Source organism: Nostoc sp. NMS8, from assembly GCF_017115045.1.
GTDB lineage: Bacteria > Cyanobacteriota > Cyanobacteriia > Cyanobacteriales > Nostocaceae > Nostoc.
This window is the reverse complement of the sequence record NZ_JABXKK010000032.1, coordinates 1-23400: the sequence shown is the minus strand read 5'-3', so window position 1 is coordinate 23400 and position 23400 is coordinate 1. Positions and strand designations below refer to the sequence as shown.

Genomic DNA, 23400 nt, shown 5'->3' with positions numbered 1-23400 from the left:
GGTAAAGCGGCTTGGGGCTTCACACGCTCTTTCGCTATCCCAACAATCTACGCTGATATCAATTGGTAATATATTTTACACATTTAATGCCAACGGTTGAACGGATTACAAAAGCAAGCCGCATCATTGTGCGCCAAGAGGGGGTGGGTTTGTCAATGCTGCGAAATGTTAAAAACGATTGTATAAAAAATAAATGCGAACGAAAGAATAGGACTTTGAGGTAAATTTTCGTTACTTAACTTCACAAAAACTCAGTCCTTAAACTTCTTTGCTACTTATAATTAACAATCCCCAGTCAGACGGTAAGAAGCCTATTAACTCGTATAGCACCTGTGGAAAACTGCTAAAATCCCTGTGGAAACCCTGTGGAATGAGTGAGGAAAATAGTAGCCAATGATAAGAATTACAAAAATGTCATCAACCTATGACATTTAAGCTCATGAAATTAGCTTCTCAATCTCAGTTATCTTCGTGGTTGCCATCGATACATCCCCAGGTCTGGATTTTCGCAATTGGTAGATTTTTCTCAGAAGTTGGTACTGGCTTCACCCTGTTTTACGCTCCCATCTTTTTTGTCAATCAACTTGGTTTATCTGCAACCAGTGTTGGGGTAGCCTTGGGTAGCGCCTCGATTTCCGGCATCGTTGGGCGGATTGGAGGTGGTTCTTTGGCTGATTCTGGACGATGGGGACGCCGCCGCACTTTGTTGCTAGCCACGGCGATTTCAGCAATTGGTTCTTTAGTTTTAGCGGCAACCAATAATTTCACTACTTTGGTAATTGGTAGCTTGATTAGCGGTTTAGGGATAGGTTTCTATTGGCCGGCGGCTGAAGCTGTGGTTGCTGACGCTAGCCAAATTGACAATCGCCGCGAAACTTTTGCGATCGCACGACTAGCTGATAATCTGGGGTTAGCGATCGGAATTGTGCTTGCTGGGTTTTTGATTGCGATAATTGGGAGTTATCGATGGCTATTTGTCATTGATGCCATCTCTTTTATGGTATTTTTTGGAGTTGTCTATGTAGGGATTAGTGAAACTGAACAACAGCAGATAGAGAATTCTGAAAAGACAGAACTTTTTGCTGCTTGGATGGCAGTATTAAAAGATGGGCGTTTCCTAGTCTACATAGCAGTTAATATATTCTTCACAATCTATATCTCTCAAATCCACAGCACCCTACCGCTTTACTTCAAAAACTTTGTCTTTGTAGAAAGTACTGCCAAGGGATTTGCTGAAACTACCATTAGCGGATTATTTGCTTGGCATTTAGTATTCGCTATTATTTGTCAGCTACCTGTCACCAGCATCTTAAAAAGCTACTCTCACACACTGGCCCTGACTGTTTCGGCTATTTTCTGGGCAATTGGTTTTGGACTAATTTGGGTAAGCGGCATTGCCCCATCTCATCAACTAGTTTGGGTAACATTGGCATTGGGAGTATTTGCAGTGGCAATTGTTTCTTATACCCCATCTGCTGCTTCTTTAGTGACTGAGTTAGCCCCAGAAAATCAACGCGGTGTTTATTTTTCCATCAACGCTTTGTGTTGGGCTGTTGGCTCTTTTATTGGTCATCCCTTGGGTGGATGGGCATTAGATCAACCACAAATTATTACCAATAGTTACTGGCTAGGGTTCATTTTGAGTGTAGCGATCGCTCTGGTAATTTTACAGTATCTCAATCGAATTTTGGCTGAATAAAATACTTCCCACGGATAAGATCATTTGTTTTTTTGCTCTATTGACGACGTTCTTGGAGCTTGCGATACACCGATTTTAAATCAACTTGATGGTGAGCTAAGGCAACCAAAGTATGATATAGCAAATCAGCCACTTCACCTGCGATCGCATCTGCTTCATCATCCTTAAAAGCCATTACCACCTCAGCAGTTTCCTCACCAATCTTTTTCAATATTTTGTTATCGCCACCTGCGAATAGTTTACAGGTATAAGAACCTTCAGTAGGATTGTCACGGCGATCGCATATTACTTGAAACAATTGCGACAATGTATCCCCTGGTGGTGCAGCAATTTCTCCTTCTATTTGATGAAAGCAACTGCGTTCTCCAGTATGGCAGGCAACATCTCCTAATTGCTCTACACCGATAAGCAGCGCATCACTATCACAGTCATAACGGATACTCTGAACTTTTTGGATATGACCAGAAGTTGCCCCCTTGTGCCATAATTCTTGTCGAGAACGGCTCCAAAACCAAGTTTCTTCAGTTTCTAAAGTCTTTTGTAACGACTCCTGATTCATCCATGCCATCATCAGGACAGTACCATCCAGATAGTCTTGGATAATTGCAGGCACTAGACCCCGCTCATCATAGCGAATTTGCTCAACCGGGATAGTGTAATGCAGCGATCGCGAATCGTTAGAAGACATACCAGCTAGTTTGCTCTAATGAGAATAACTTATGGATTCACGATACCATTCGGAATAGTGCAACTAGTATCTTTTTTGGAATTGAACTATGTTATCTAGCTGTGACATACTCCTAAACTGATGCAAGGATACAGTTTACCGAAGATCCTGGTATGCCTCAAATCATCAAGTTTGAATATCTAAAGTCAAGTCTTCATTGGACTTGCATAACATATTGTTATTTTTTCGGTTCAGCTAATTCTATAGGATAGAAATTCTAAGCAGTGTTTGACCCTATTCTAAGATAGAGCTTTTTATTGCCCACTGTTAGGAGATGAACCTTGGTAAATACCACAATTAAAACAACAAAATCACAAGAAGTTTTTGCCGCTGCTCAAAACCTCATGCCTGGAGGAGTCAGTTCTCCAGTTCGTGCCTTTAAATCTGTGGGCGGACAACCCATCGTTTTTGATCGTGTTAAAGGCGCATATATTTGGGATGTAGATGGCAATCAATACATAGACTATGTAGGCACATGGGGCCCAGCTATTTGTGGTCATGCTCATCCAGAAGTCATTGCAGCCCTGCATGAAGCCTTAGAAAAAGGTACCAGTTTCGGCGCTCCCTCAGTCCTAGAAAATGTTTTGGCAGAAATGGTCATCGATGCCGTTCCTAGTATCGAAATGGTCAGATTTGTCAACTCTGGAACTGAAGCCTGTATGGGAGTTTTGCGACTGATGCGGGCTTTCACCAACCGCGAGAAAATCATCAAGTTTGAAGGTTGCTACCACGGACACGCCGATGCGTTTCTAGTAAAGGCGGGTTCTGGTGTTGCTACACTTGGTTTGCCAGACTCACCGGGAGTACCTAAATTAGCAACTAGCACCACTCTAACTGCACCTTTCAACGACCTAGAAGCCGTCAGAGCTTTGTTTGAAGAAAATCGCGACGAGATTGCTGGCGTTATTCTTGAGCCAGTCGTCGGCAATGCTGGATTTATTGCTCCTGATGCTGGCTTCCTAGAAGGGTTACGGGAACTTACTCACGAATATGGAGCGCTATTGGTATTTGACGAAGTAATGACAGGCTTCCGCATTGCTTACGGTGGCGCTCAAGAAAAATTTGGCGTCACTCCCGATTTAACAACCTTAGGCAAGGTAATTGGTGGTGGTTTGCCAGTAGGAGCCTATGGTGGTCGTCGAGATATTATGTCAATGGTTGCTCCCGCAGGCCCCGTATATCAAGCTGGGACACTTTCAGGTAATCCCCTGGCGATGACTGCTGGCATTAAGACTTTAGAATTGCTGCAAAAGCCAGGTACTTACGAGTATCTTGACCGGATTACTAAAAAACTAGGAGATGGTTTGCTGCAAATTGCCAAGGAAAATGGTCATGCCGTTTGCGGCGGTCAAATCAGCGCCATGTTCGGCTTATTCTTTACCTCTGGCCCAGTTCATAACTACGAAGATGCGAAAAAGTCTGATACAGCCAAATTTGGGCGCTTTCATCGCGGTATGTTAGAGCATGGTGTTTACTTAGCACCTTCTCAATTTGAAGCTGGGTTTACCTCTTTTGCTCACACCGAGGAGGATATCGATCAGACTTTAGCAGTTGCACGGAATGTAATATCTAGCCTGTAAGCTGTTAAAAGATTTCCAAAGAAAAAAGTATCCTGTAACATTTTGTAGGGCAGGCATCTTGCCCATTGGTGTCAACTTAACGTGAAAGCAAATCTAGAAGTAGGTTTTAGATTGCCTCGTTCCCAGTCAGAGACTAGGAATGCTCGCCGTTGAGGCTCCGCCTCCCCTACTGGCGGCAGAGCCGCTTTTGAGTTGCATTCCCCCACTCTGGCTAGAAACGAGGTTTTAAAGGAGTTTTAGCTTAAGTTGACACTAATGTATCTTGCCCGCCCCACAAAATAGATGATTTATTGGCAGATTTTTTAGCAGCCAATAGTATTAACTCATCTTGGACAGTCAGGGATCAAAGAAATTTTTTAACAGGTCTGCCCTGTGCCTTTATGTCTCAAGGAAGGTCACATCTTCGTCATAATTTTGCAATGGCTTCGTCAATAGAATATGCAATATTTAACCTACATCAAATATATTCATGTTAAGAAGGCAGGATTAATTGCCTTTTACAGTTCTCTAAATTCCCCTCATCCCTATAGTCTACAAAAATTAACGCTTAAGTTGGCTCTCATCTTCATAGCGAAAATTTTACTTATAGATATTAGATTATCCGTCGGGTAAGGCATTTTTTCAGAGTCAGGGTTGGAGTTAACTTTCAAAAAGTATCAATTATACTGTAACTTACGTAGCGAAGCTTACCACAGTATAAAAATTGCCAGAATTCTTGTGAAAAAAAGATGGTTCTACCCTTTAAGGAGCTATGAAGTGGAGGAAAAAAAGTCATTTTTTGGTCTACAAAAAATATTAGTTACGTTGCTGGTCTTAAGTACCGGTTTGAGCGTTGGGTCGATGATGTTTATCAAGTCAAGCTCTTCTGAGGCTCAAAGTACAGACAATATAAATGTCAGCAATCTACCAGCCAAGGTTGGAACTCAGCAGATGATTGAAGACCTAAAAGCGACAATGCTGAGAATTTGGCAGGAACAGGCACAAATAAAGAGTCTCTCATATCCTGTGCCACTACGTTTTCAAGGGGAAACAATTGAGGCGGCAAAACTTACTCCCGACGAAAAAGTAATTGCTCTCACTTTTGATGATGGGCCATGGCCTGAGAGTACCGCGCAAGTACTTGATATTCTTAAACAAAATCAAATCAAAGGCACATTTTTCCTCATTGGACAAAACGTGAAGAATTATCCAAGCTTAGTCAAGCGCGAGATTGCTGAAGGTCACGTAATTGGTAATCATACTTGGCATCATTGGTATCAATTCTTGAATCCCCAAGCAGCTGCTTATGAAATTGACCACACAGCAGACTTGATTTATCAAGTTACAGGGATTAAAACAAATCTGTTTCGGCCGCCAGGGGGAATCATGCACAATGGTGTGGCTGCTTACGCTAGAAATAGCAAATATGCTATCGTTCTCTGGTCGTCTGACTCTGTAGACTACTCGCGTCCGGCTGTACCAAAATTAATTAATAATGTGTTCAGGAGGGCTAAACCAGGTGGCATTGTGCTGATGCATGATGGTGGTGGTAATCGTTCTAAAACGGTGAAAGCTTTACCAGAAATTATTGCTAACTTTCGCAAACAGGGCTATAGCTTTGTTACTATCCCTGAACTTTTAGAAATGCAAGATAAAGATATAAAGCGAATTGCAAACAAAAAGTAATTGTTATTGAAACAGAATTCAGGAGTTGTAAGGGTACAGCATTGCTCATTGATATCAACTTAAGCTAAAACCCTTTTCAAATTTCGTTTCTAGCCTCTGGCTAGAAATGCTGCTCGTGGCGGCAACTATGCTGGAGGGGAGTTACAAACTACCCCTAAATCTCTTGAATCTGAAAAAGTGATTGATTTTTTGTGATATCAAGTCTTTTTCCTTGCACCTTATTCACCTTTTATCCCACTCAAGGCATTGATTTATCAAGGTTTTCTGTTTATTCAGCAGCCCCTATTTACCTAAAAATAGCTGTAACTCACCATTCTGACAAAAAACCGTCCAAAATTGACATTTGAACGGAGTTTTTATCTATTAATAATTTATACCAACCTAATTATCTTCTCGGTTGTACTGATACGGTCAAACTACAAGTCAGGAGGTAAAATCACTTGATCAATTGCGTGGATTACACCGTTAGTGCCTGTGATATCTGCTTGTGTAACTTTCGCATCATTGACAGTCACACCAGTTGCAGGATCAACCTTAATGTTGATTGTACCGCCTTCAAGGCTTTTAACTTCACCAGACTTCAAATCAGTGGACAATACCTTACCAGATACTACATGGTAAGTTAGGATTTTGATCAATACTTCTTTGTTGTCTGGTTTTAACAATTCTTGTAAAGCATCTGGTGGCAATTTAGCAAAAGCTGCGTCAGTGGGTGCAAAAATAGTTAAGTTATCTTTGCCTTGCAAGGCTCCGGTCAATCCTGCTGCTTTCAAAGCCTTGGTTAAGGTGGTAAAGGAAGCGTTGGACTCTGCTAAAGCTAACAAGTTCTTGCCTTGATTGTCGCTTGCTCCTGGCCCTGGTGGAGTTGTAGAAGGTGTCCCAGTGGATGGTGGGGTAGGTTGATTTTCCGGGATAGGACGTGGGGTGCGGGGTGTAGGTTCACTAGGTGTAGCGCTACCACCACGGTTATAGGGAGGCTCGTTGAAAATACTTGGTTTGGGATTTAGAGTTCCACCACTATTCTGTGCTACAGGTTTGCGTTTGGTATTGCCTTTTTCTGCTTCAGAAGCGGTCTCACCAATTGTGTATTGAGCGTCTGCTTGAAGGCGTTGCCCCTGGCTGTAGGGAGCTTCCTTAAAAATACTGGGGTTAGGATTTAGTGCCGATTTTGCATCAGATGGTAAACTAATGAGAAGGTTGAAACTAGTAAATCCGGCGATGCCTGCCAACGTGGTCAGCAATTTGCTGTAATTTGTCTTCATAAATTTTGTTTGTTTTTTTGTCCACACATTACATAAAGACTTATAACATTTTGCTACGTAAAAAATCTAACCTAAGCAGGAAGTTAAGATTTTTTTCAAGAAGATTTTTTGTGCTGGTGAGGTCAAATATCTGACTTCGACTGGCACTGACAAGTATTAAATACACATAGCATATAATATTTTATATAAAAAACTGAAAAAATTTTTTCCCTCACACCAAAAAGAGTTAAAACCCCGCAGATGTAGCATCAGAAACTCTAAAAATGTGTGAAAAGTCGCAAAATATACTAAAAACCACACTTCCATTCTTTTTTGGGAAAGGTGGACAGGCTGTGAAACCCTTACTCTGTTGTATATATATCGAATTCAATGATTTAGTATTTTATTTTTAGTAAAAGAGAAAACAATATTTTAAAATCAATAACTTTACCAAAAATTAGGCATCAATTAAACCCGAATGTCAATTAAATAGACAACTAAGGGACTAATGCCAATAAAAATTACTTAAACTAAAGATACAATTGTAAAGTTAAGAAGTTGACCAGTTATAAGGTATCCAACAAATGCTGGAATTATACCAATGGGAACTCTCTCAATACTCAGAGAAAGTGCGCCTCATTCTAGATTTTAAAGGACTAGATTATCGCAAAATAGAGGTGACTCCGGGGATTGGACAGGTAGAACTGTTCCGGCTGACTGGTCAAAGACAAGTCCCGGTATTAAAGGATCGTAATAGATATATTGCGGATTCTACGGAGATAGCTAAGTATTTAGACTTAGAGTATCCCGATCGGCCGCTCATACCGCAAGATCCTAAAAAACGGGGTTTAACTTTATTAATAGAAGAATGGGCGGATGAGTCCATCGGCATTAAAGGTCGCAAAGCCCTATTTGCTGCCATAAGTCAAGATCAAAATTTCCGTAAGTCTTTATTACCCACTTCAACACCAGATATATTTAAAAGTCTGGTTGGAGGAGTACCGAGTGATTTTCTGACACTGTTCGGTTTTGGGGTTGGTTACAGCCCAGATGTGATACAGTCAGCGATCACATCTTTAAAACAAGATTTAGAAGCCTTGACGTTATTATTGGCAGATAGTCCCTATTTAACAGGAGATGAGCCAACTCTAGCTGACTTAGCGGTGGCTGGCTTATCGATATTACTCAAGTTCCCCAGTGGCCCCTATCTGGATTTACCAGCTTCTATCAGAGGAAAAGGATTGCCAATCTTTGCCGAAAATATAGATTATGAACCATTCTTCACCTGGCGCGATCGCCTTTACACCCAATTCCGCAAACCGTTAATCAGCAGCACTTCCGCAACAGGGGGTGCGCCAACTTCAATTCAGATTGATTAGGTAATCGGGCATGGGGCATGGGACAAAAAGACAAAAAGACAAGGAACAGAGATAATCAATTACCACTGCCCAATGCCCCATGCCCAATGCCCAATGCCCAAATAACAAATGACTAATCAGATGAATTCGGCACAGCCATTAGGTTCGGTCATTCAAGGTTCTTTAACTGAAGGTTTAGAAGTACGATTGCATCCTGACATTTCTGTAGAAGATATGCGGGTGGGTAAATTTCTTGTTGTGCAAGGGATGCGATCGCGTTTTTTTTGTATGCTGACAGATGTAGCATTGGGAGCTGCTAATGCCCGAATTATTGCTAATCCCCCCAGTTGGGAAGACACTTTTTTACGAGATGTTTTAGCCGGAAGTGGTACTTACGGTACTATCAACCTCGCGCCGATGTTGATGTTTACTCCCGAATCTGAAGAGTCTTTCTCCCCAACAAATGGCAAATCGGCAAATCCCTTTATCCCGTCGATGACGGGTTTAGCTTCATTTGTGCCACAAACCAGCACAACGATGGAATTGTTACCTGTTAAAACTATTCCTAGCCACTTTAGTCAGGTTTACGATGCAAGTGTTGACGATTTTCGCCGGGTATTTGGTTGGGAAGATGACCCCCAAAGGCGAAATTTTTCCATCGGCAAACCTCTGGATATGGATGTGCCCGTTTGCATCGATTTAAACCGCTTCGTGGAACGGAGTAATGGGGTTTTTGGGAAATCTGGTACTGGTAAATCTTTTCTCACACGGCTACTTTTAGCTGGTGTTATCCGTAAAAATGCGGCAGTGAATTTGATTTTTGATATGCACTCGGAGTATGGCTGGGAAGCTGTTGCAGAAGGTAAGAATGTCAGTACTGTTAAGGGCTTAAAGCAGCTTTTTCCGAGTAAAGTTGAAGTTTACACCCTCGATCCGGAATCGACAAAGCGCCGGGGTGTACGTGATGCTCAAGAACTTTATTTGAGCTATGAGCAAATAGAAGTTGAAGATATTAAGTTATGTAGCCGAGACTTAGGACTCTCTGACGCAGCATTAGATAACGCCAATATTTTGTACAGCGAATTTGGCAAGTCTTGGATTGTCCAGCTGTTAAATATGACCAACGAAGAAATCGAGATGTTCTGCGACGAGAAGCGCGGACACAAAGGCTCGATTATGGCATTGCAGCGCAAACTCTTGCGGATGGATAGTTTGAAGTATATGCGAGCAGTTTGCCCCCAGAATTACATTAGTAAAATTGTGCAATGCCTGGAATCTGGGAAGAATGTTGTGATAGAATTTGGTTCCCAGTCTAATATGCTCTCTTATATGTTGGTGACAAATATGATCACCAGGCGTATTCACGAGCATTACGTCAAAAAAGCAGATAAATTCCTGCAAAGCAAAAATCCTAGCGATCGCCCCACGCCATTGATGATTACCATTGAAGAGGCGCATCGTTTTCTCGATCCAGCGATCGTCCAAAGTACCATCTTTGGGACTATTGCCCGCGAACTGCGTAAGTATTTTGTCACTCTTTTGGTAGTCGATCAACGTCCATCAGGCATAGATAATGAAGTTATGTCCCAGATTGGAACTCGCATTACCGCTTTGCTGAATGATGAAAAAGACATTGAGGCAATTTTTACAGGTGTATCTGGTGGTAGCGGGCTGCGATCGGTATTGGCAAAGCTAGACTCGAAACAACAAGCCTTAATTTTGGGTCACGCCGTTCCTATGCCAGTAGTAGTACGTACCCGACCTTACGACGCAACCTTTTATGAAGAAATTGGCGAGCCAGCCTGGGAAGAAAAACCAGACGCAGAAGTATTCGCCGCCGCTGAACTAGCCAAAGCTGACCTGGGATTTTAGATTGTCATTTGTCAGTTGTCCTTTGTCCTTTACAAATGACCAATACTTCTCTACGAACGCGAACAGCGTGTCAAAGACAAAGATTGCGCCAACGACTTACCTCGGCTCCACTCGGCATAAGTCGCTCAGTACAAGTGACTAATGACCAATGACAAATGACCAATTCGTAACATCCCTCCATTCTCACAGCAAATTCAGTTCGGTTATCCGGCTAGTTTTGGCAACAGAAGAGGAGTTTTTGGCGTCACTATAGATATAGTAAGTAATTTCAAGGAAATTAAAATTTTTTTCTCTAACTGCCGCTTTTGAATTATAATTCTAGGATTTATCTTAAGATAGTTCACTATCTGCCTGATTTGTCGTAATATAAAGTTAAGTGGAACTCATACCGACTTCGGATTTTCCGATTGGTGTTAGTAACAGCCCAAAACAAAAATTCTCAAAAACAACTAGCGTGCTTATAAAAGATTAAAAATTTAGGGAAGTAGGGGAACCTATCATTGGGAGCTTACCGTCATAACAACGGCTGTATCAACTGAATTAATTGCTTTTGGTAGCTCCCGATATTTCGTGATAGATGTACTACTTTTTTCAATCATCTTAGTAAGAAAATATACATTATATTTACGGATTAGAGGACATCGCACCAATGCCTACTAGCAATACCCAAACGGAAAACGTCAACACCAAATTCACGGCTGATATGGTGCGAACCTATCTGCGAGAAATTGGTCGTGTACCATTGCTAACCCGCGAACAAGAAATTATCTTTGGGAAGCAGGTACAGCAAATGATGACGCTGCTCGATGCCAAAGAAGCTTTAGCGAAGAAACTGCAACGCGAACCGAATATGTCAGAGTGGGCTGACCACGTTCAACAATCGGAAACCGAAGTACAACAAACGGTGGCGCAAGGTAAGCGGGCAAAGCAAAAAATGATCGAAGCGAATTTGCGCTTGGTTGTTGCTATTGCTAAAAAGTATCAAAAGCGGAATATGGAGTTTCTGGATTTAATTCAGGAAGGAACACTAGGATTAGAGCGGGGTGTAGAGAAATTTGACCCAATGAGAGGTTATAAGTTCTCGACTTATGCTTACTGGTGGATTCGCCAAGCAATTACTCGTGCGATCGCTCAACAAGGTCGCACTATCCGCTTACCGATCCATATTACCGAGAAACTGAACAAAATCAAAAAAGTGCAACGCGAGTTAGCTCAAACCTTGGGGCGATCGCCGACTCCAGCCGAAATTGCTAAAGCACTAGAACTAGAACCTGCTCAGATTCGTGAGTATCTGAATATGGCTCGTCAACCAGTGTCTTTGGATGTGCGAGTTGGTGAAAACCAGGATACTGAGTTGCAAGAAATGCTCGAAGATGATGGCCCATCACCAGAGTATTACACCAACCAGGAATTCTTACGCCAAGACTTGAACAACCTGCTAGCGGAACTAACCCCGCAACAGCGAGAAGTTGTAGCCTTACGCTTTGGTTTAGAAGATGGTAATGAAATGTCATTGGCGAAAGTGGGTGAGAGATTGAGTCTCAGCCGTGAACGCGTCCGTCAGTTAGAGCATCAAGCTTTGGCTCATCTGCGTCGCCGTCGTGCCAATGTCAAAGAATACGTTGCTAGCTAAAAATAGAGACGCGGAATTTCGCATCTCTACACCACCTTGGTGATGTGCCTCCTGAATTCAGGGGGCAATTTTTTTTTGGTAAAAACTTAGCGGCAAAAACGGAGGACAATAAAGATTAGTACAGCAAAAAAGACATCTATGCCTACACTCCATCCAACATGCGATAACAACCATAAGTTGTTCAAGCTAACAACCATAGTTTACCAAGATGTGTCACTTAAAGGATAAAGTGGCCGTTTTTAAAGCATTAAGTGACTGGAGAGCAGAACACATGGTCAAACATGTTTTAAAAGATTAAATGCGATGGCCACAGATTGTGTAGAACGGAAAAATAAGCATTCCAGCTTAATTGTACGGCCACTTATCCTTAAAAAATGGCCATCTTATCCTTTAAGTGATAGCGGCAAACTCAAAGTTGAAATCACAGAAATGGACGTAACTGGATTCGAACCAGTGACCTCTACGATGTCAACGTAGCGCTCTAACCAACTGAGCTATACGTCCTTAGCCACACGATTATGAATAGTAGCATATACTTCTCTGATAATGCAAGATAAATGCTCAAATCAGACGAACTCTGTAAACTTAATCAACAGTAGCTTTTCGTGGAATGAAACAAACAGATTAAATTTCTCGAATCCAAAATGCCAAGCCTCCTCCCCGGCCACGAGCTGCAATAAAATCTTCTGTCACTAAAAAAAAGGCAAAGAAGGGTAGTTTAGCTATAGACCGGTTATAAAAATCTTCTGTTTGAACTTTACCAGAACGGATTGCTCTATTAGAAACAACACCACCAAACACACTGAGAATCATCTGGTTAAAGTCAAACGCCAATAAATTTTTCTTACCTAAATATTGCACTGGGCCTGTGAGCTTCAATAAAAATGGGCTAAATTCAACCTGATTAGCAATTTCGCCTCTGCCTGAATCCTGTTCCAAAGCAGCATTAAAGGAAATATGGATTGCTATAAACTTGGGTACATATAAACCCTTGCCTAATACAATTCCTCCACGCTGTCTGACTTTCTTAGTGCCAGTGGCAAAACAAAGTTGCCATTTACCTAAAAGAGACTCAAACGGGTAAGTCAATCGTTGCCGTTTGGCAGCTTTTTCTGCTTGTAGCAAAGCATTTACTAATATTTCAGTGCTAGGGCGTGTACTTCTCTGTCCTCGATATGCAGCCGTAGCCTGGGATAGCACGGTAACAAAGTCAGATGTCGCTGTAGATGTCAAATCAGCTGTCATGTAGGCACTCTAGATTTAACTATTTCTTGGCTTTTCTGATAGATTGTAGCGTCGATCTATTCAACGAGGAGGCAGGGAGAAGAGGGCAGGGAGCGGGGGGAAATGACCCCTGACCGAAAACTAAAAGGATACAAGCCCCTAAATTTATTTATGGGGATCAATAATGCAAGAATTTTGTTAGCGTAGCGTAAAGCCTTCTCTACGAGAGGCTCCGCCAACGGCATGGCTTCTCTTCTCCTTCTCCTGTCGGAGACGCTGCGCGAACAAAGAAGCTAGCGCAACAGGTGGGGTTGAATCCCGATTCTTTTCTATCCCCCTTGCTCCCCTGCCTCTTTTTCAACTTCTAATTTTGAGCGATTTCACAAAGCCTTCGGCACTAAGTAAGGCGATGCCTAATGTGACAACACCAATCCCTGTACTCTGAATCACGTTTAAAGTTTCGTTAATGCTTATCCATGCAACTAACGCTGTCAATGCTGGACTGCTAGAACCGATTATGGAAGCAGTAGATGCTCCAACCATCCGAATCCCCACATTGTTTAGAGTGTGTCCGAGAAAGCTGACAAGACCCGAAAATATACTACCAATCCATAGGGGTGTCCAGTCAAGTTGGGCGCTTTTAGCTGGCCAAAACAGTAAGCTAATACCAGAGAGCAGTAGAGTGCAGGCAAAACTGATCCAAGTAAAGGGAATTGGATGGAATTTTTCTAAACATTTTTGAGCAATGATGCAATAAAAGGCGTAAACGATCCCAGCGCCAAAACTAGCGAAAATGCCGATCGCAATGGTATGACTGCTATAGGTGGCAGAAGATTGGGGAATAGTGAGAGCGCTTCCTACTAGAATAATAGCCATTACCAGCCAACGGAACAACGTGGGGCGATCGCCAAAAAACCTCCAAGATAGCAGCGCTGTAAATACGGGATAAGTGAAGAAGAGGGTCAAGGCAATGCCTGTGGGAATCAAGCCAATAGCAATGTAGAGTGAGGCAATATACACAAACATCAGCACTCCACAGCCAAGAGCTTGGATTAGAACATCCCTGCGCTTGCGAGTTAACAAGTCTTGGAGTTCTGTCCAAGCAGATGGATATAGCTTGAATGATAGAGATGCCATGAGTGGAACCACCAGCAGCATTCGCATGAACATCAGCAAGAAGGAATTCTGCAAATCCGGTTTAACGTATCCACCGAGTAAAAATAAACCTAGTACGAGATGTTCTGAAAACAAAACTCGGACTGTAACGTTGTGAAACGTTAAAACAAAGGAGGATAGTAGAACCGTTAGGATGCCCAACACGATAAAAAGTTTCCTTAGAGACGACTTGATTGTATTGTTAAAACCACTGGAATAACAAACCAGATGAAGTTTGAGAAAATCAAAGCCGTCGCTTTAAAAGACGCGATTTATCGCCGTCTCTACAGGGAATTTATCTATCAATATATTACTATGCCAAGGAACCGGCGCTCACAGGTTCAGGAGCAGTCTTTCTGGTGAACTGGTTCACCGGACGGGGCAAACCAAGATTCTCGCGTAAAGTACTACCTTCATACTCAGTACGAAATATTCCACGGCGTTGCAGTTCGGGAATTACCAAGTCTACGAATTCCTCTAAACCCCCAGGTAGCCAAGGCGGCATAATGTTAAATCCATCAGCCCCACCATTAACGAACCAATCTTCTAACTGATCGGCAATATGTTCTGGTGTTCCAAGAATCGTTCGATGTCCCCGCGCTCCTGCAATCCACAAATACAGTTGTCGGATTGTCAAATTCTCTCTGCGGGCAAGATCGGTGATCAACTGCAAGCGGCTTTTGCCACCGTTGGTATCTGGCAGATCAGGCAGCGGCCCATCTAGGGGATACTTGGACAAATCATGGCCACCCACTAGCCCAGAAAGCAGCCCTAATCCAACCAAGGGATGGATCAACTCCTGAAGTTGCTCATATTTATCTTTAGCTTCCTGCTCAGTCTTACCAATCACCGGGAATACTCCTGGCATAATTTTAAGATGGTCAGGGGAACGTCCGTATTTAGCCAATCTCCCCTTGACGCTGGCGTAGAAGGCTTGAGCTTCTGCCAATGTCTGTTGTGCAGTAAAAATCGCCTCTGCTGTTTGGGCAGCCAAATCCTGTCCAGCCTCGGAAGATCCAGCTTGTACGATTACTGGATATCCCTGCGGTGGACGCGCCACATTGAGCGGACCGCGTACCGAGAAATATTTACCCTTGTGGTGGGGAATATGCAACTTTTCTGCATCGAAGTAAATACCTGACTCCTTATTGTGGAGGAAAGCATCGTCTTCCCAACTGTCCCAAAGTTTGGTGACAACATCCACAAATTCCCTCGCCCGTTCATAGCGCAGCGAGTGTTCTAGGTGGTTTTCTTGGCTGAAATTCTGCGCTGCGGCTTCAGCAGCAGAGGTTACAAGATTCCATCCAGCACGACCACCGCTGAGATAATCTAGTGATGCAAACTTGCGGGCGAGATGAAAAGGTTCATCATAAGTTGTTGATGATGTCGCCACTAATCCGATATTTTCTGTCACCGCAGACAGAGCCGACAATAAGGTTAAAGGTTCAAAGTGGACACTGAATTGTCCCGAACGGCTAAAAGCCTCAGTCCCTTGCCCTCGATCCCAGACAGCTAAACCATCTGCGAGAAAAAGCATATCAAATTTACCCCGTTCAGCCGTTTGTGCCAGCTGCTTGTAATGTTGGAAGTTCAGACCTCCATCAGCCGGGGTGTTGGGATGTCGCCATGCTGCCACGTGATGACCACTACCGGGTAAAAATGCTCCGAGTTTAAGTTGTTTTTTTGCACTCATGCTTTTTCGTTCTTCTGTTTGGAACAAGAAAATGTTGGTTACTAAAGCTGTTTCACATTTAACTTGCATAGTTAGGGCGCTCATGTTGCCCACCCCACAAGAGTTATATAAATTTTAGATATGCAAACTAAATGTGGTTTAGCTTATGATTCTGGTTTTGTTGCTTGGATGGAGGGTAATTTAGAGAATTCATCGTACCAATTAGCAAGTTTTGGATATTTTTGCCGCCATTGGAGATCGGGAAGACGGATTTCTAATCCAAGTGCAGAGGCGAGGGTTATATGAGCAAGTTTTGGAGTTTGGTCAAGTTTATCTGATATCTTCTCGAAGTAGTCCAAAATTCTTAATGCTCGATCACGCTCAAACTCAATCACCCCAGGAGACTGCTCACTGTGGGGACGCTTTAACTCCCGTGTCCAAATGCTAATGCCATCTATAAATGCACTTGTTATACCTTCAAGTTGCCGAGAAAATCCATCAGAATTGTCAGCAACAAGTTTAATTTCAGGATTTAACTGATTGAGATAAGTGCTGATGATATATGTCTCACTTAAGATAAATCCGTCATCAGTCGCTAACGTTGGAACTTTACCTGTGGGATTGTAATTTAGTAATTCACTGTTCGGATTGCGAACAGTGACTATTTGTAATTCGATCCGCTCAGATAAATTTAGTTCAAGGATAGCGGCTCGTACTATGCGTGCGTATTGAGAGTTAACCGTATAGAAGAGTTTCATAAAAAAGCGCGATCGTCATTAGATACCGGGTTCAAATGTCTATCGTTTTAACGTTTGAAAAAATCTGGTTAAGAAATTAGGAAATGTCTGAAAGATATTTCAGTGGCATCTACTAGTCTGTCAAGTTTAAATGATGGATAAGCAAGTTCGTAGTGAGTTAGCGCGGTCTTGGGGGTTTCCCCCATGAGCGACTAACGAACCCGAAGGGTAAGGAATTTAGTTATTATTTTCTAACCACTAAACTGCTTACTACAAACCCTCAAAACTAGCTTGACAAATTGCTATTTTGAGTCTGCATCCAAACTCAGTGGAAGGTTAAGCCAGCAAAGGAGAGTGGAGTTCAAAGACTCGTCGGCGAGTATCAAAGACTCATTCACAAGTATCAAAGACTCGTCGGCGAGTATTAAAGACTCATTCACGAGTATCAAAGACTCGTCGGCGAGTATTAAAGACTCATTTACGAGTATTAAAGACTCATCCGCGAGTATCAAAGACTCATTCACAAGTATCAGAGACTCGTCGGCGAGTGTTAAAGACTCATCCGCGAGTATCAAAGACTCGTCGGCGAGTGTCAAAGACTCATCACCTACTCCCAATGCCCAACTATTATTACGCAGTCACAGCCTGACGACGATTGTATTCAGAAGCATCTCCTTTGATCGCTTCACTTTGTTTACCATCGATGCCAACTGGGAGATCGCCGACAATTGTGACGCGTTGAACGTGGCGGGGCTGATCGCCGTAATCTGCGATCGCATAATGTTGAGTAGCCCGATTATCCCAAAAGGCTACGTCACCAACTTGCCAACGCCACCGCACTGTGTTCTCAGGACGTGTGATATATGCTTGCAACAGCCGCAGAATGTCATCTGATTCAGTTGTTGATAAGCCACGGAACTGGCGCACAAATCCGCCGATGAATAGCCCCCGCTCCCCAGATTCAGGATGCACGCGTACAACTGGGTGCAGAGTTTCGTACACAGTCGAGGTGAAGACAGCCCGGTAAGCCTTGGCATCTTCAGGTAGATCAAATGCAGTAGCATAATCGTATTTGTTGCTATGTACTGCCCAAAGTTGGTCTGCAAGATTACGCAAATGGATAGGTAAATCTTCGTATGCAGTTACCGAGTTTGCCCAAATTGTATCGCCACCAGTTGGCGGAATGTCAAGCGCTCGTAAGACGGAACCGAGAGGTGGACGGTCTACAAATGTCACATCGGTATGCCAGCTATTGGCGCGGGAAGTGGTGCGGCCATAATTCAGGTCTAAGACTTCTGGATTTTCTGGCAGCGATGGTACGGTAGGGTGGGCTGTAGTGACTTCACCAAAACGACGGGCAAAAGCAACCTGTCCATTAGCATCAAGCTGTTGCTGATCGCGGAAAAAGATCACTTTGTATTTGACTAGAGTCTTGCGAATATCACTGATGATGTCATCGCTAAGGTTAGAACTCAGATTAACACCAATGATTTCAGCACCAATACGTCCTGCAACTGGTTTGATATCAAAATATTGAGAACCCATGTTTTTATCTCCAAAAAGTTTATGTTTTTACAAAATGTAGAGACGCGATTCATTGCGTCTCTACTGTTAAACACCAGGGGTAGACCCGCCATCAACGATAATCTCTGTTCCTGTAATCGATGCAGCAAGATCGGACACCAAAAATAGCGCCAGCGCGGCAATTTCTTCTGGCTGGGCGATTCTTTTTAAAGGAATACTTTGGATGTTTTGCGCCTTCACTTCCTCGACGGTAATGCCTTGCGCTTGGGCATTTTGCCGCGCTAAAGTCTCGGCACGCTCGGTAGCTGTAGCACCAGGAGAGATAGCGTTAATGCGAATCTTGTACTCGGCTAGCTCTTTAGAAATGCCCTTTGTAAAATTCAGCAAAGCAGCATTGCTTGTACCACCAGCTAGGAAGTTCGGACGAGGTGTCCGTCCTGCACCGCCGATTATATTGACAATCCGCCCATCACCGCGACTTTTTTGATGGGGAACGACGGCTCTAACTAGGCGGATATAGCCCAATAATTTTAAGTTCCAAGCATCCAAAAATAAATCATCTGTGGATTCTAGGAAAGATCCTGCACGGGCTGATCCGGCATTGTTAATCAAGATATCAATCTGATTAAACTGGGCCAATGTAGTTGAGACAACTTTCTCGATATCTTCTGCTTTCGTTAAATCAGCGCTGATGGCAATAACTTTCGCGCCTGGGGTGGGTAAAGACTGGATTTCAGCTACAGCCCGATCTAAGCGTTCTTGATTGCGAGATGCGATCGCCACATTTACACCCTCACTATAAAGTGCTTTGGCGGTGGCTAAACCAATTCCCGCACTTCCTCCAGTAACGATCGCTGTTTTACCTGATAGTTTTAGTTCTAAGCTCATACAAACTTACCCTCAAAAATGTAATTAATTTATTTGCGAACCAATAATATTGCTGATTGAGAGCCTATATTCTGGATGTCCAAGATGGCTTGATTTTCCTCAAAAGTGCAGCCCAGAAGTATTTTGATTTCTGTATCCCTTTTTTCCAAGTCAACACTACAAATGATGGCGGTAACTTTTTTGCTAGACAAACTACCTATCCAGACATCAATATCGCCTCCATCTCCAGAGCGAGTGTTTTCCAAGTATCCATAGTCCAACGGATAAACAAAGGATGGATAACGTGGATGTGATGTCCCTTTTGGACGATCTATGTTGAGATTACTAACGGCTACAAGCCGATCTAGTTTGAACCAGAATTCAGTGCTATCCCCATGCATTTGCGATCGCTCAGTTTGAAATGTGCAACACAGCTTTACCTGGAAAACGCCTATCGAGTAGTTTTTGGGCCACATCAGCTATTTCTGTCCAAGAAGCTTCTAAATTAATGTGAGGATGTAACTCACCTGCTTCTACTAGACTCAAAAGCCGTTTTAGACCGACTGCTGCTGATTCAAATCTCAATTCATCAAACAGACGTAAACCATACAAGCTGACGCTACCAGTCCCATAAAATTGAGCTGCATTGAATGTTATTTCAGATCCCCCAGATACTCCATACAGCACAGTTTTTCCATCCTGTGCCAGTAAGCCAAGGGCTACCCCCAAAGTCTTGCCACCTACTGACTCTACAATTAGATCGTAGGGCCCATACTCCCTAGCAGGTGAGAGGTCTTCGCCAATCACCACCGATTGCGCCCCTGCTTCTTTAACTAGAGTTTCATAGCCAGCTTGACGAATATGTGCTACAACTTGCGCGCCTGATAGTTGCGCCAATTGGATAGCGAAGTAACCAACGCCTCCTGATGCACCTGTAACCAGAACTGTCCGACCCAAAAGTGAACCACCTTTTAACACTGCATGGTATGCAGTTAAACCCGCTACAGGCAGTGTGGCAGCTTGAGCAAAAGATACCGATGGCGGCACTTCTGCTAAGGCGTTGGTGGGAACAGACACGAGTTCTGCCCAAGCACCGGCGCGGCGCAAGCCTACTACACGTGCCCCTTCAGAAGGCCCCGATCCATCGGCGGCGGGGATTTCCACTACACCTGCTAAATCCCAACCAGGCTGCCAACCAGCCTCAGCAGTGGTTGAACGTTTTATCTCTCCCCGATTGAGGGAAATTGCTGCTACCCGCACTAGAGCTTCATCTGGGGCTGGCTTTGGTGCAGTCACTTCGCTCAGTGCCAAACGCCCCGGCACATTAGGATCAACAATCACAGCACGTATTTTGCTCATAAGGTTGCCCTGGCTTAGAGATTAATTTCTAGTTTGTTGGTTCGCAATGTATTGTCTGTAATAGTGTGCAATAGATAGATTCGCTATTGATTCTTAACTGCAAATTCCTGGAACTAGGTTAACGAAATCCGTAAACTACGGTATTTTGATAAACTTACAGTATTTTACAGAAGTAAAAAGTAAGGTATCACAGGCAGCTAGAAGAATCAAGCATTTTGTGAAAAGATTTATTTCATCAATGGTTGGGGAGTGGGGATTGGGGACTGGGGGGAGAATAATAACTCATTACTCATCACTCATTACTCATTACTCAGCACTCTCAAGACGCGATAAATCGCCGTCTCTACAAGTGTTTTGTTGCTCATTCTGAACTGTATTGGGTTACAACTCATTTTCTGTAGCGATCGCTTTTGGGATATTGCCAACACTTGCTAGTTGCACTGTAAAGGTAGAACCTTCATATAATTTACTTTTTACAGAAATAGATCCGCCACAGCGCAGCAGCCATTGGTGTACGATTGTTAATCCCAACCCAGCACCACCATAGTCTTCTGTTGCTGCTGTACGCACACGATAAAACCGATCAAAGATTTTGGGAATTTCGTTTTCGGCAATACCGATACCTGTATCTCGGAATTCTAATTGGACATAATTGCCTTGAGTACGGGCACGCACCCATACTTCTCCTCCATGAGAAGTAAATTTGATGCTGTTGTGCAGTAAATTAATCACAATTTGCCTCAGCCCACCACTCACACACCAAACAGATGGGAGTTCAGTCGGTACGGTGTAGGCTAACATAATCCCTTTTTCTTGGGCTAGAGGTTGGTAGGTGCTGACTACTCCAGGTACAATCTCTGAGAGACGCACTGACTCCAAAGTAGTCCCTTCTAAGTTGTGTTCTAGCTGCACCAATTCCAACAAACCAGTAATCAGGGAATTTTGCTGATCGCACTGGGTATTTAACATCTGTAAATAACGTTGTCTCTGGGGGGGCTTGAGACTAGGGGAATTCAATAATGAAAGTGCTGTCTTCATGTGGGTGAGGGGTGTACGCAATTCCTGACACACATTTTTCAAGTATTCATCTTTGAGTTGCTCTTTGTTGTGCAGTTCTTGATTTTGTAACTGCAATTTAGTAGCGCGTACTTTAATGATTTGACGATTAATCTCATCTTGCCGCAGGAGTTGTTTTGCGAACAATTGATTTATGAGTAAGGCTTGGGGGACAGCTGGGCAAATAAAACTAGCAGGTAAAATTTGGGATGATTCTGGCGTAATTGCTTGTTGGATACCATCAAATACTTGCTGAATTACTCTCCCCTCAACAGTATTTATAATCAGCAACGGCTGGTTTTTATTAGTCTTTACCTTCCCCGATGTCCGGCTTTTGGTTTTTTTAAGTGGGCGATGAGCCAAAATTAAACTACAAAACTGGGGCGATAACACCATCAGAAAGTTTTCCCGTCGCAGTTGGCTATCGGGTGGCAGATGAACGGGGACATGATTGAGGGATGAGGGAGATGAGAGAGATGAGGAGGCATTTACTCTTCCTTCTCCCTCATCTTCCCCATCTCCCCCATCTTCCGCTACTCTTTCCTGAATCTGGCAAGTATAGATGAGACTAGACGCACCTACCGAAGATTGATAACGCGCTAATTCTGATTGCCAAATTTTTTCTGGTGGTAGCTTCACCCATAAAGTCGCTGCAATTTGCTCCTCAATGAGTAAATCAATTTGCGCTCTCACTAGTGATAGCAGAGTAGCAGGACTGAGGGACAATGGTTTAGGAGGCGCTTGCACTCCCATCACCAGTTGATAAACAGACAGATCCTTAGCTAGAGAAACATTCATGAGTCAAGCACAAAAAGGATGAAGCAAGAAATAATTCTGTCTTCGATTTTCACCTTTATGTGTGCATTTTTTACAAAATACCCACGGAAAGAAACATTAACTATAAAAAACTCTATTTACAACGGGATTGGGGAGGCAGGGGAGCAGGGGGCAGAGAGAAGAGTTTTCCCCTCCGCTCCCCGCACCCTGCCCCTCTGCCTCTTTTCTATGCCTAATTTTAAAATCTGTCCGTTTCCTGAGGTGTTCCAACTGCTCCTGGTTGAGCTGTGAAGAAATTTTGAGCAGCTTCATTCTGATATATGCACCTAATATCAGGTTTGTCACTGTCCAAGTTCCCTGTAAAACCAAAGGTGTTCAGGCGATTTTTACAATCTCTTACCTGATCGGATGTCACCAGCTTACGTTGCTCTAAAAGCGCCCAGTTATTTTGTCGGATTACGCATCCAGGACGCATACTAGGCTGGGCAACATAGACATTGAAGGGGTTGAGAGTGACGAAGAGTCTAGCGTCCATAACCATCGCGCTGGCTCCGTACTGCACACAAATTTCAGGGTTTGGTGCTTTGGTGTCAATAAATTCACGAGAAGCCACATTCGATGGGGTCAACGTGGTTGTAGAACTAAAAGCAATACCAATCCCAATTCCCAAAATTAACACCCCTCCCATAATTGCGATGGTGGTGAAGTTAAATAGAGGGGATTGGAAAATAGAGGGTTTAGAAGTAGTAGCCGATCTACCAGTAGATTTACGTCTCATTGTTGCTTAATCACCTTCACGCCGATTTGGCAGGGAGTTGTCTAAAGTTTTCTCCCTCTTTCAGTATGCCTATTCCTGAATTTAATTGCCTGTAACTTTGTGTGCAATATTCTTGTTAAATGCAAAAAATAGGAAGTTATCTAGATATCTGGACAGAATTTTAATATAGTACATTTTGGCGAAAGTTTGTCCACCTGATAAGCAGCTGAATTTATTACTCACCGGGCGACTAGAAGTCGCAGCTACACAAACCCAACCCACCGAGGTGGGTTAAAAACTCTTGATTTTCTCTTAGTCCACGGAGGTGGACTAAGTTTTGTGTAGTAACAACTTCCAGTCACCTGATAATTTTCAAATATCCTCTTACAATACTCCGGACAATTTTTAGTTGACGGAATAGACAAGAAAGCTATCGAACCATTAAGGTGCTGATTAGAAAAAACTTGCACCGACTCGATAGCCATATGGAAATTGTA

The 23400-nt window shown here is 43.2% G+C and carries 18 protein-coding genes and 1 tRNA gene; 6 read left to right on the top strand and 13 right to left on the bottom strand.

The window, feature by feature from the left end; translation table 11 throughout:
* The first annotated feature begins 439 nt into the window (after positions 1 to 439).
* Positions 440 to 1699, top strand: a complete 1260-nt coding sequence (locus tag HWQ39_RS03815) for an MFS transporter (RefSeq protein ID WP_292841775.1) — start codon at positions 440 to 442, stop codon at positions 1697 to 1699.
* Positions 1700 to 1736: 37 nt separating this feature from the next.
* Here HWQ39_RS03815 and hisIE read toward each other — a convergent pair whose 3' ends face one another.
* A complete protein-coding gene (gene hisIE / locus HWQ39_RS03810; RefSeq protein WP_292841773.1) occupies positions 1737 to 2387 on the bottom strand; it encodes a bifunctional phosphoribosyl-AMP cyclohydrolase/phosphoribosyl-ATP diphosphatase HisIE in 651 nt (216 codons plus the stop codon).
* A 320-nt stretch (positions 2388 to 2707) separates the two neighbouring features.
* On the opposite strand from hisIE, the gene hemL reads away from it, so the two are divergent.
* The gene (gene hemL, locus HWQ39_RS03805; RefSeq protein WP_292841771.1) at positions 2708 to 4006 is read left to right on the top strand and encodes a glutamate-1-semialdehyde 2,1-aminomutase; all 1299 of its coding nucleotides are present in this window, start codon (positions 2708 to 2710) and stop codon (positions 4004 to 4006) included.
* A gap of 756 nt (positions 4007 to 4762) precedes the next feature.
* A complete protein-coding gene (locus HWQ39_RS03800) occupies positions 4763 to 5671 on the top strand; it encodes a polysaccharide deacetylase family protein (RefSeq protein ID WP_292841769.1) in 909 nt (302 codons plus the stop codon).
* A gap of 416 nt (positions 5672 to 6087) precedes the next feature.
* Here HWQ39_RS03800 and HWQ39_RS03795 read toward each other — a convergent pair whose 3' ends face one another.
* The gene (locus HWQ39_RS03795; RefSeq protein ID WP_292841767.1) at positions 6088 to 6933 is read right to left on the bottom strand and encodes a fasciclin domain-containing protein; all 846 of its coding nucleotides are present in this window, start codon (positions 6931 to 6933) and stop codon (positions 6088 to 6090) included.
* Between the two features lie 563 nt (positions 6934 to 7496).
* Between HWQ39_RS03795 and HWQ39_RS03790 the strand changes: the two genes are divergently transcribed.
* The 3 genes from HWQ39_RS03790 to HWQ39_RS03780 all read left to right on the top strand — a co-directional run bounded on the left by HWQ39_RS03790 (position 7497) and on the right by HWQ39_RS03780 (position 11775).
* Complete coding sequence (locus HWQ39_RS03790) at positions 7497 to 8291, top strand: glutathione S-transferase family protein (protein WP_292841765.1); 795 nt, start codon at positions 7497 to 7499, stop codon at positions 8289 to 8291.
* A 120-nt stretch (positions 8292 to 8411) separates the two neighbouring features.
* Positions 8412 to 10142 carry an ATP-binding protein gene (locus HWQ39_RS03785; RefSeq protein WP_292841937.1) on the top strand — a complete coding sequence of 577 codons (1731 nt, stop codon included), beginning with the start codon at positions 8412 to 8414 and terminating at the stop codon, positions 10140 to 10142.
* Between the two features lie 649 nt (positions 10143 to 10791).
* Complete coding sequence (locus HWQ39_RS03780) at positions 10792 to 11775, top strand: RNA polymerase sigma factor, RpoD/SigA family (RefSeq protein WP_292841763.1); 984 nt, start codon at positions 10792 to 10794, stop codon at positions 11773 to 11775.
* Positions 11776 to 12205: 430 nt separating this feature from the next.
* Here HWQ39_RS03780 and HWQ39_RS03775 read toward each other — a convergent pair.
* From HWQ39_RS03775 to HWQ39_RS03725, 11 genes are all read right to left on the bottom strand, one after another.
* A tRNA-Val gene (locus HWQ39_RS03775) sits at positions 12206 to 12279 on the bottom strand.
* Between the two features lie 120 nt (positions 12280 to 12399).
* Positions 12400 to 13020 carry a hypothetical protein gene (locus HWQ39_RS03770; protein ID WP_292841761.1) on the bottom strand — a complete coding sequence of 207 codons (621 nt, stop codon included), beginning with the start codon at positions 13018 to 13020 and terminating at the stop codon, positions 12400 to 12402.
* 336 nt (positions 13021 to 13356) lie between these two features.
* Positions 13357 to 14319, bottom strand: coding sequence for a DMT family transporter (locus HWQ39_RS03765; RefSeq protein ID WP_292841759.1), 963 nt, complete (start codon positions 14317 to 14319; stop codon positions 13357 to 13359).
* Positions 14320 to 14467: 148 nt separating this feature from the next.
* Positions 14468 to 15847, bottom strand: coding sequence for an LLM class flavin-dependent oxidoreductase (locus HWQ39_RS03760; protein ID WP_292841935.1), 1380 nt, complete (start codon positions 15845 to 15847; stop codon positions 14468 to 14470).
* Positions 15848 to 15990: 143 nt separating this feature from the next.
* On the bottom strand, positions 15991 to 16584 hold the full coding sequence (locus tag HWQ39_RS03755) for a glutathione S-transferase family protein (protein WP_292841757.1): 594 nt from the start codon (positions 16582 to 16584) through the stop codon (positions 15991 to 15993).
* 609 nt (positions 16585 to 17193) lie between these two features.
* Positions 17194 to 18108: a TauD/TfdA family dioxygenase gene (locus HWQ39_RS03750; RefSeq protein ID WP_292841756.1), complete on the bottom strand. Its 915-nt coding sequence runs from the start codon at positions 18106 to 18108 to the stop codon at positions 17194 to 17196.
* Positions 18109 to 18174: 66 nt separating this feature from the next.
* Positions 18175 to 18975, bottom strand: coding sequence for an SDR family oxidoreductase (locus HWQ39_RS03745; protein WP_292841754.1), 801 nt, complete (start codon positions 18973 to 18975; stop codon positions 18175 to 18177).
* A gap of 29 nt (positions 18976 to 19004) precedes the next feature.
* Positions 19005 to 19355 carry a hypothetical protein gene (locus tag HWQ39_RS03740; protein ID WP_292841753.1) on the bottom strand — a complete coding sequence of 117 codons (351 nt, stop codon included), beginning with the start codon at positions 19353 to 19355 and terminating at the stop codon, positions 19005 to 19007.
* Positions 19356 to 19365: 10 nt separating this feature from the next.
* Positions 19366 to 20313, bottom strand: coding sequence for a zinc-binding dehydrogenase (locus HWQ39_RS03735; RefSeq protein WP_292841751.1), 948 nt, complete (start codon positions 20311 to 20313; stop codon positions 19366 to 19368).
* A gap of 381 nt (positions 20314 to 20694) precedes the next feature.
* Entirely contained in the window at positions 20695 to 22167 is a 1473-nt protein-coding gene (locus HWQ39_RS03730) for a DICT sensory domain-containing protein (RefSeq protein ID WP_292841749.1), read from the bottom strand.
* Between the two features lie 217 nt (positions 22168 to 22384).
* Positions 22385 to 22924, bottom strand: a complete 540-nt coding sequence (locus tag HWQ39_RS03725; protein ID WP_292841747.1) for a DUF3172 domain-containing protein — start codon at positions 22922 to 22924, stop codon at positions 22385 to 22387.
* Between the last annotated feature and the right edge of the window lie 476 nt (positions 22925 to 23400).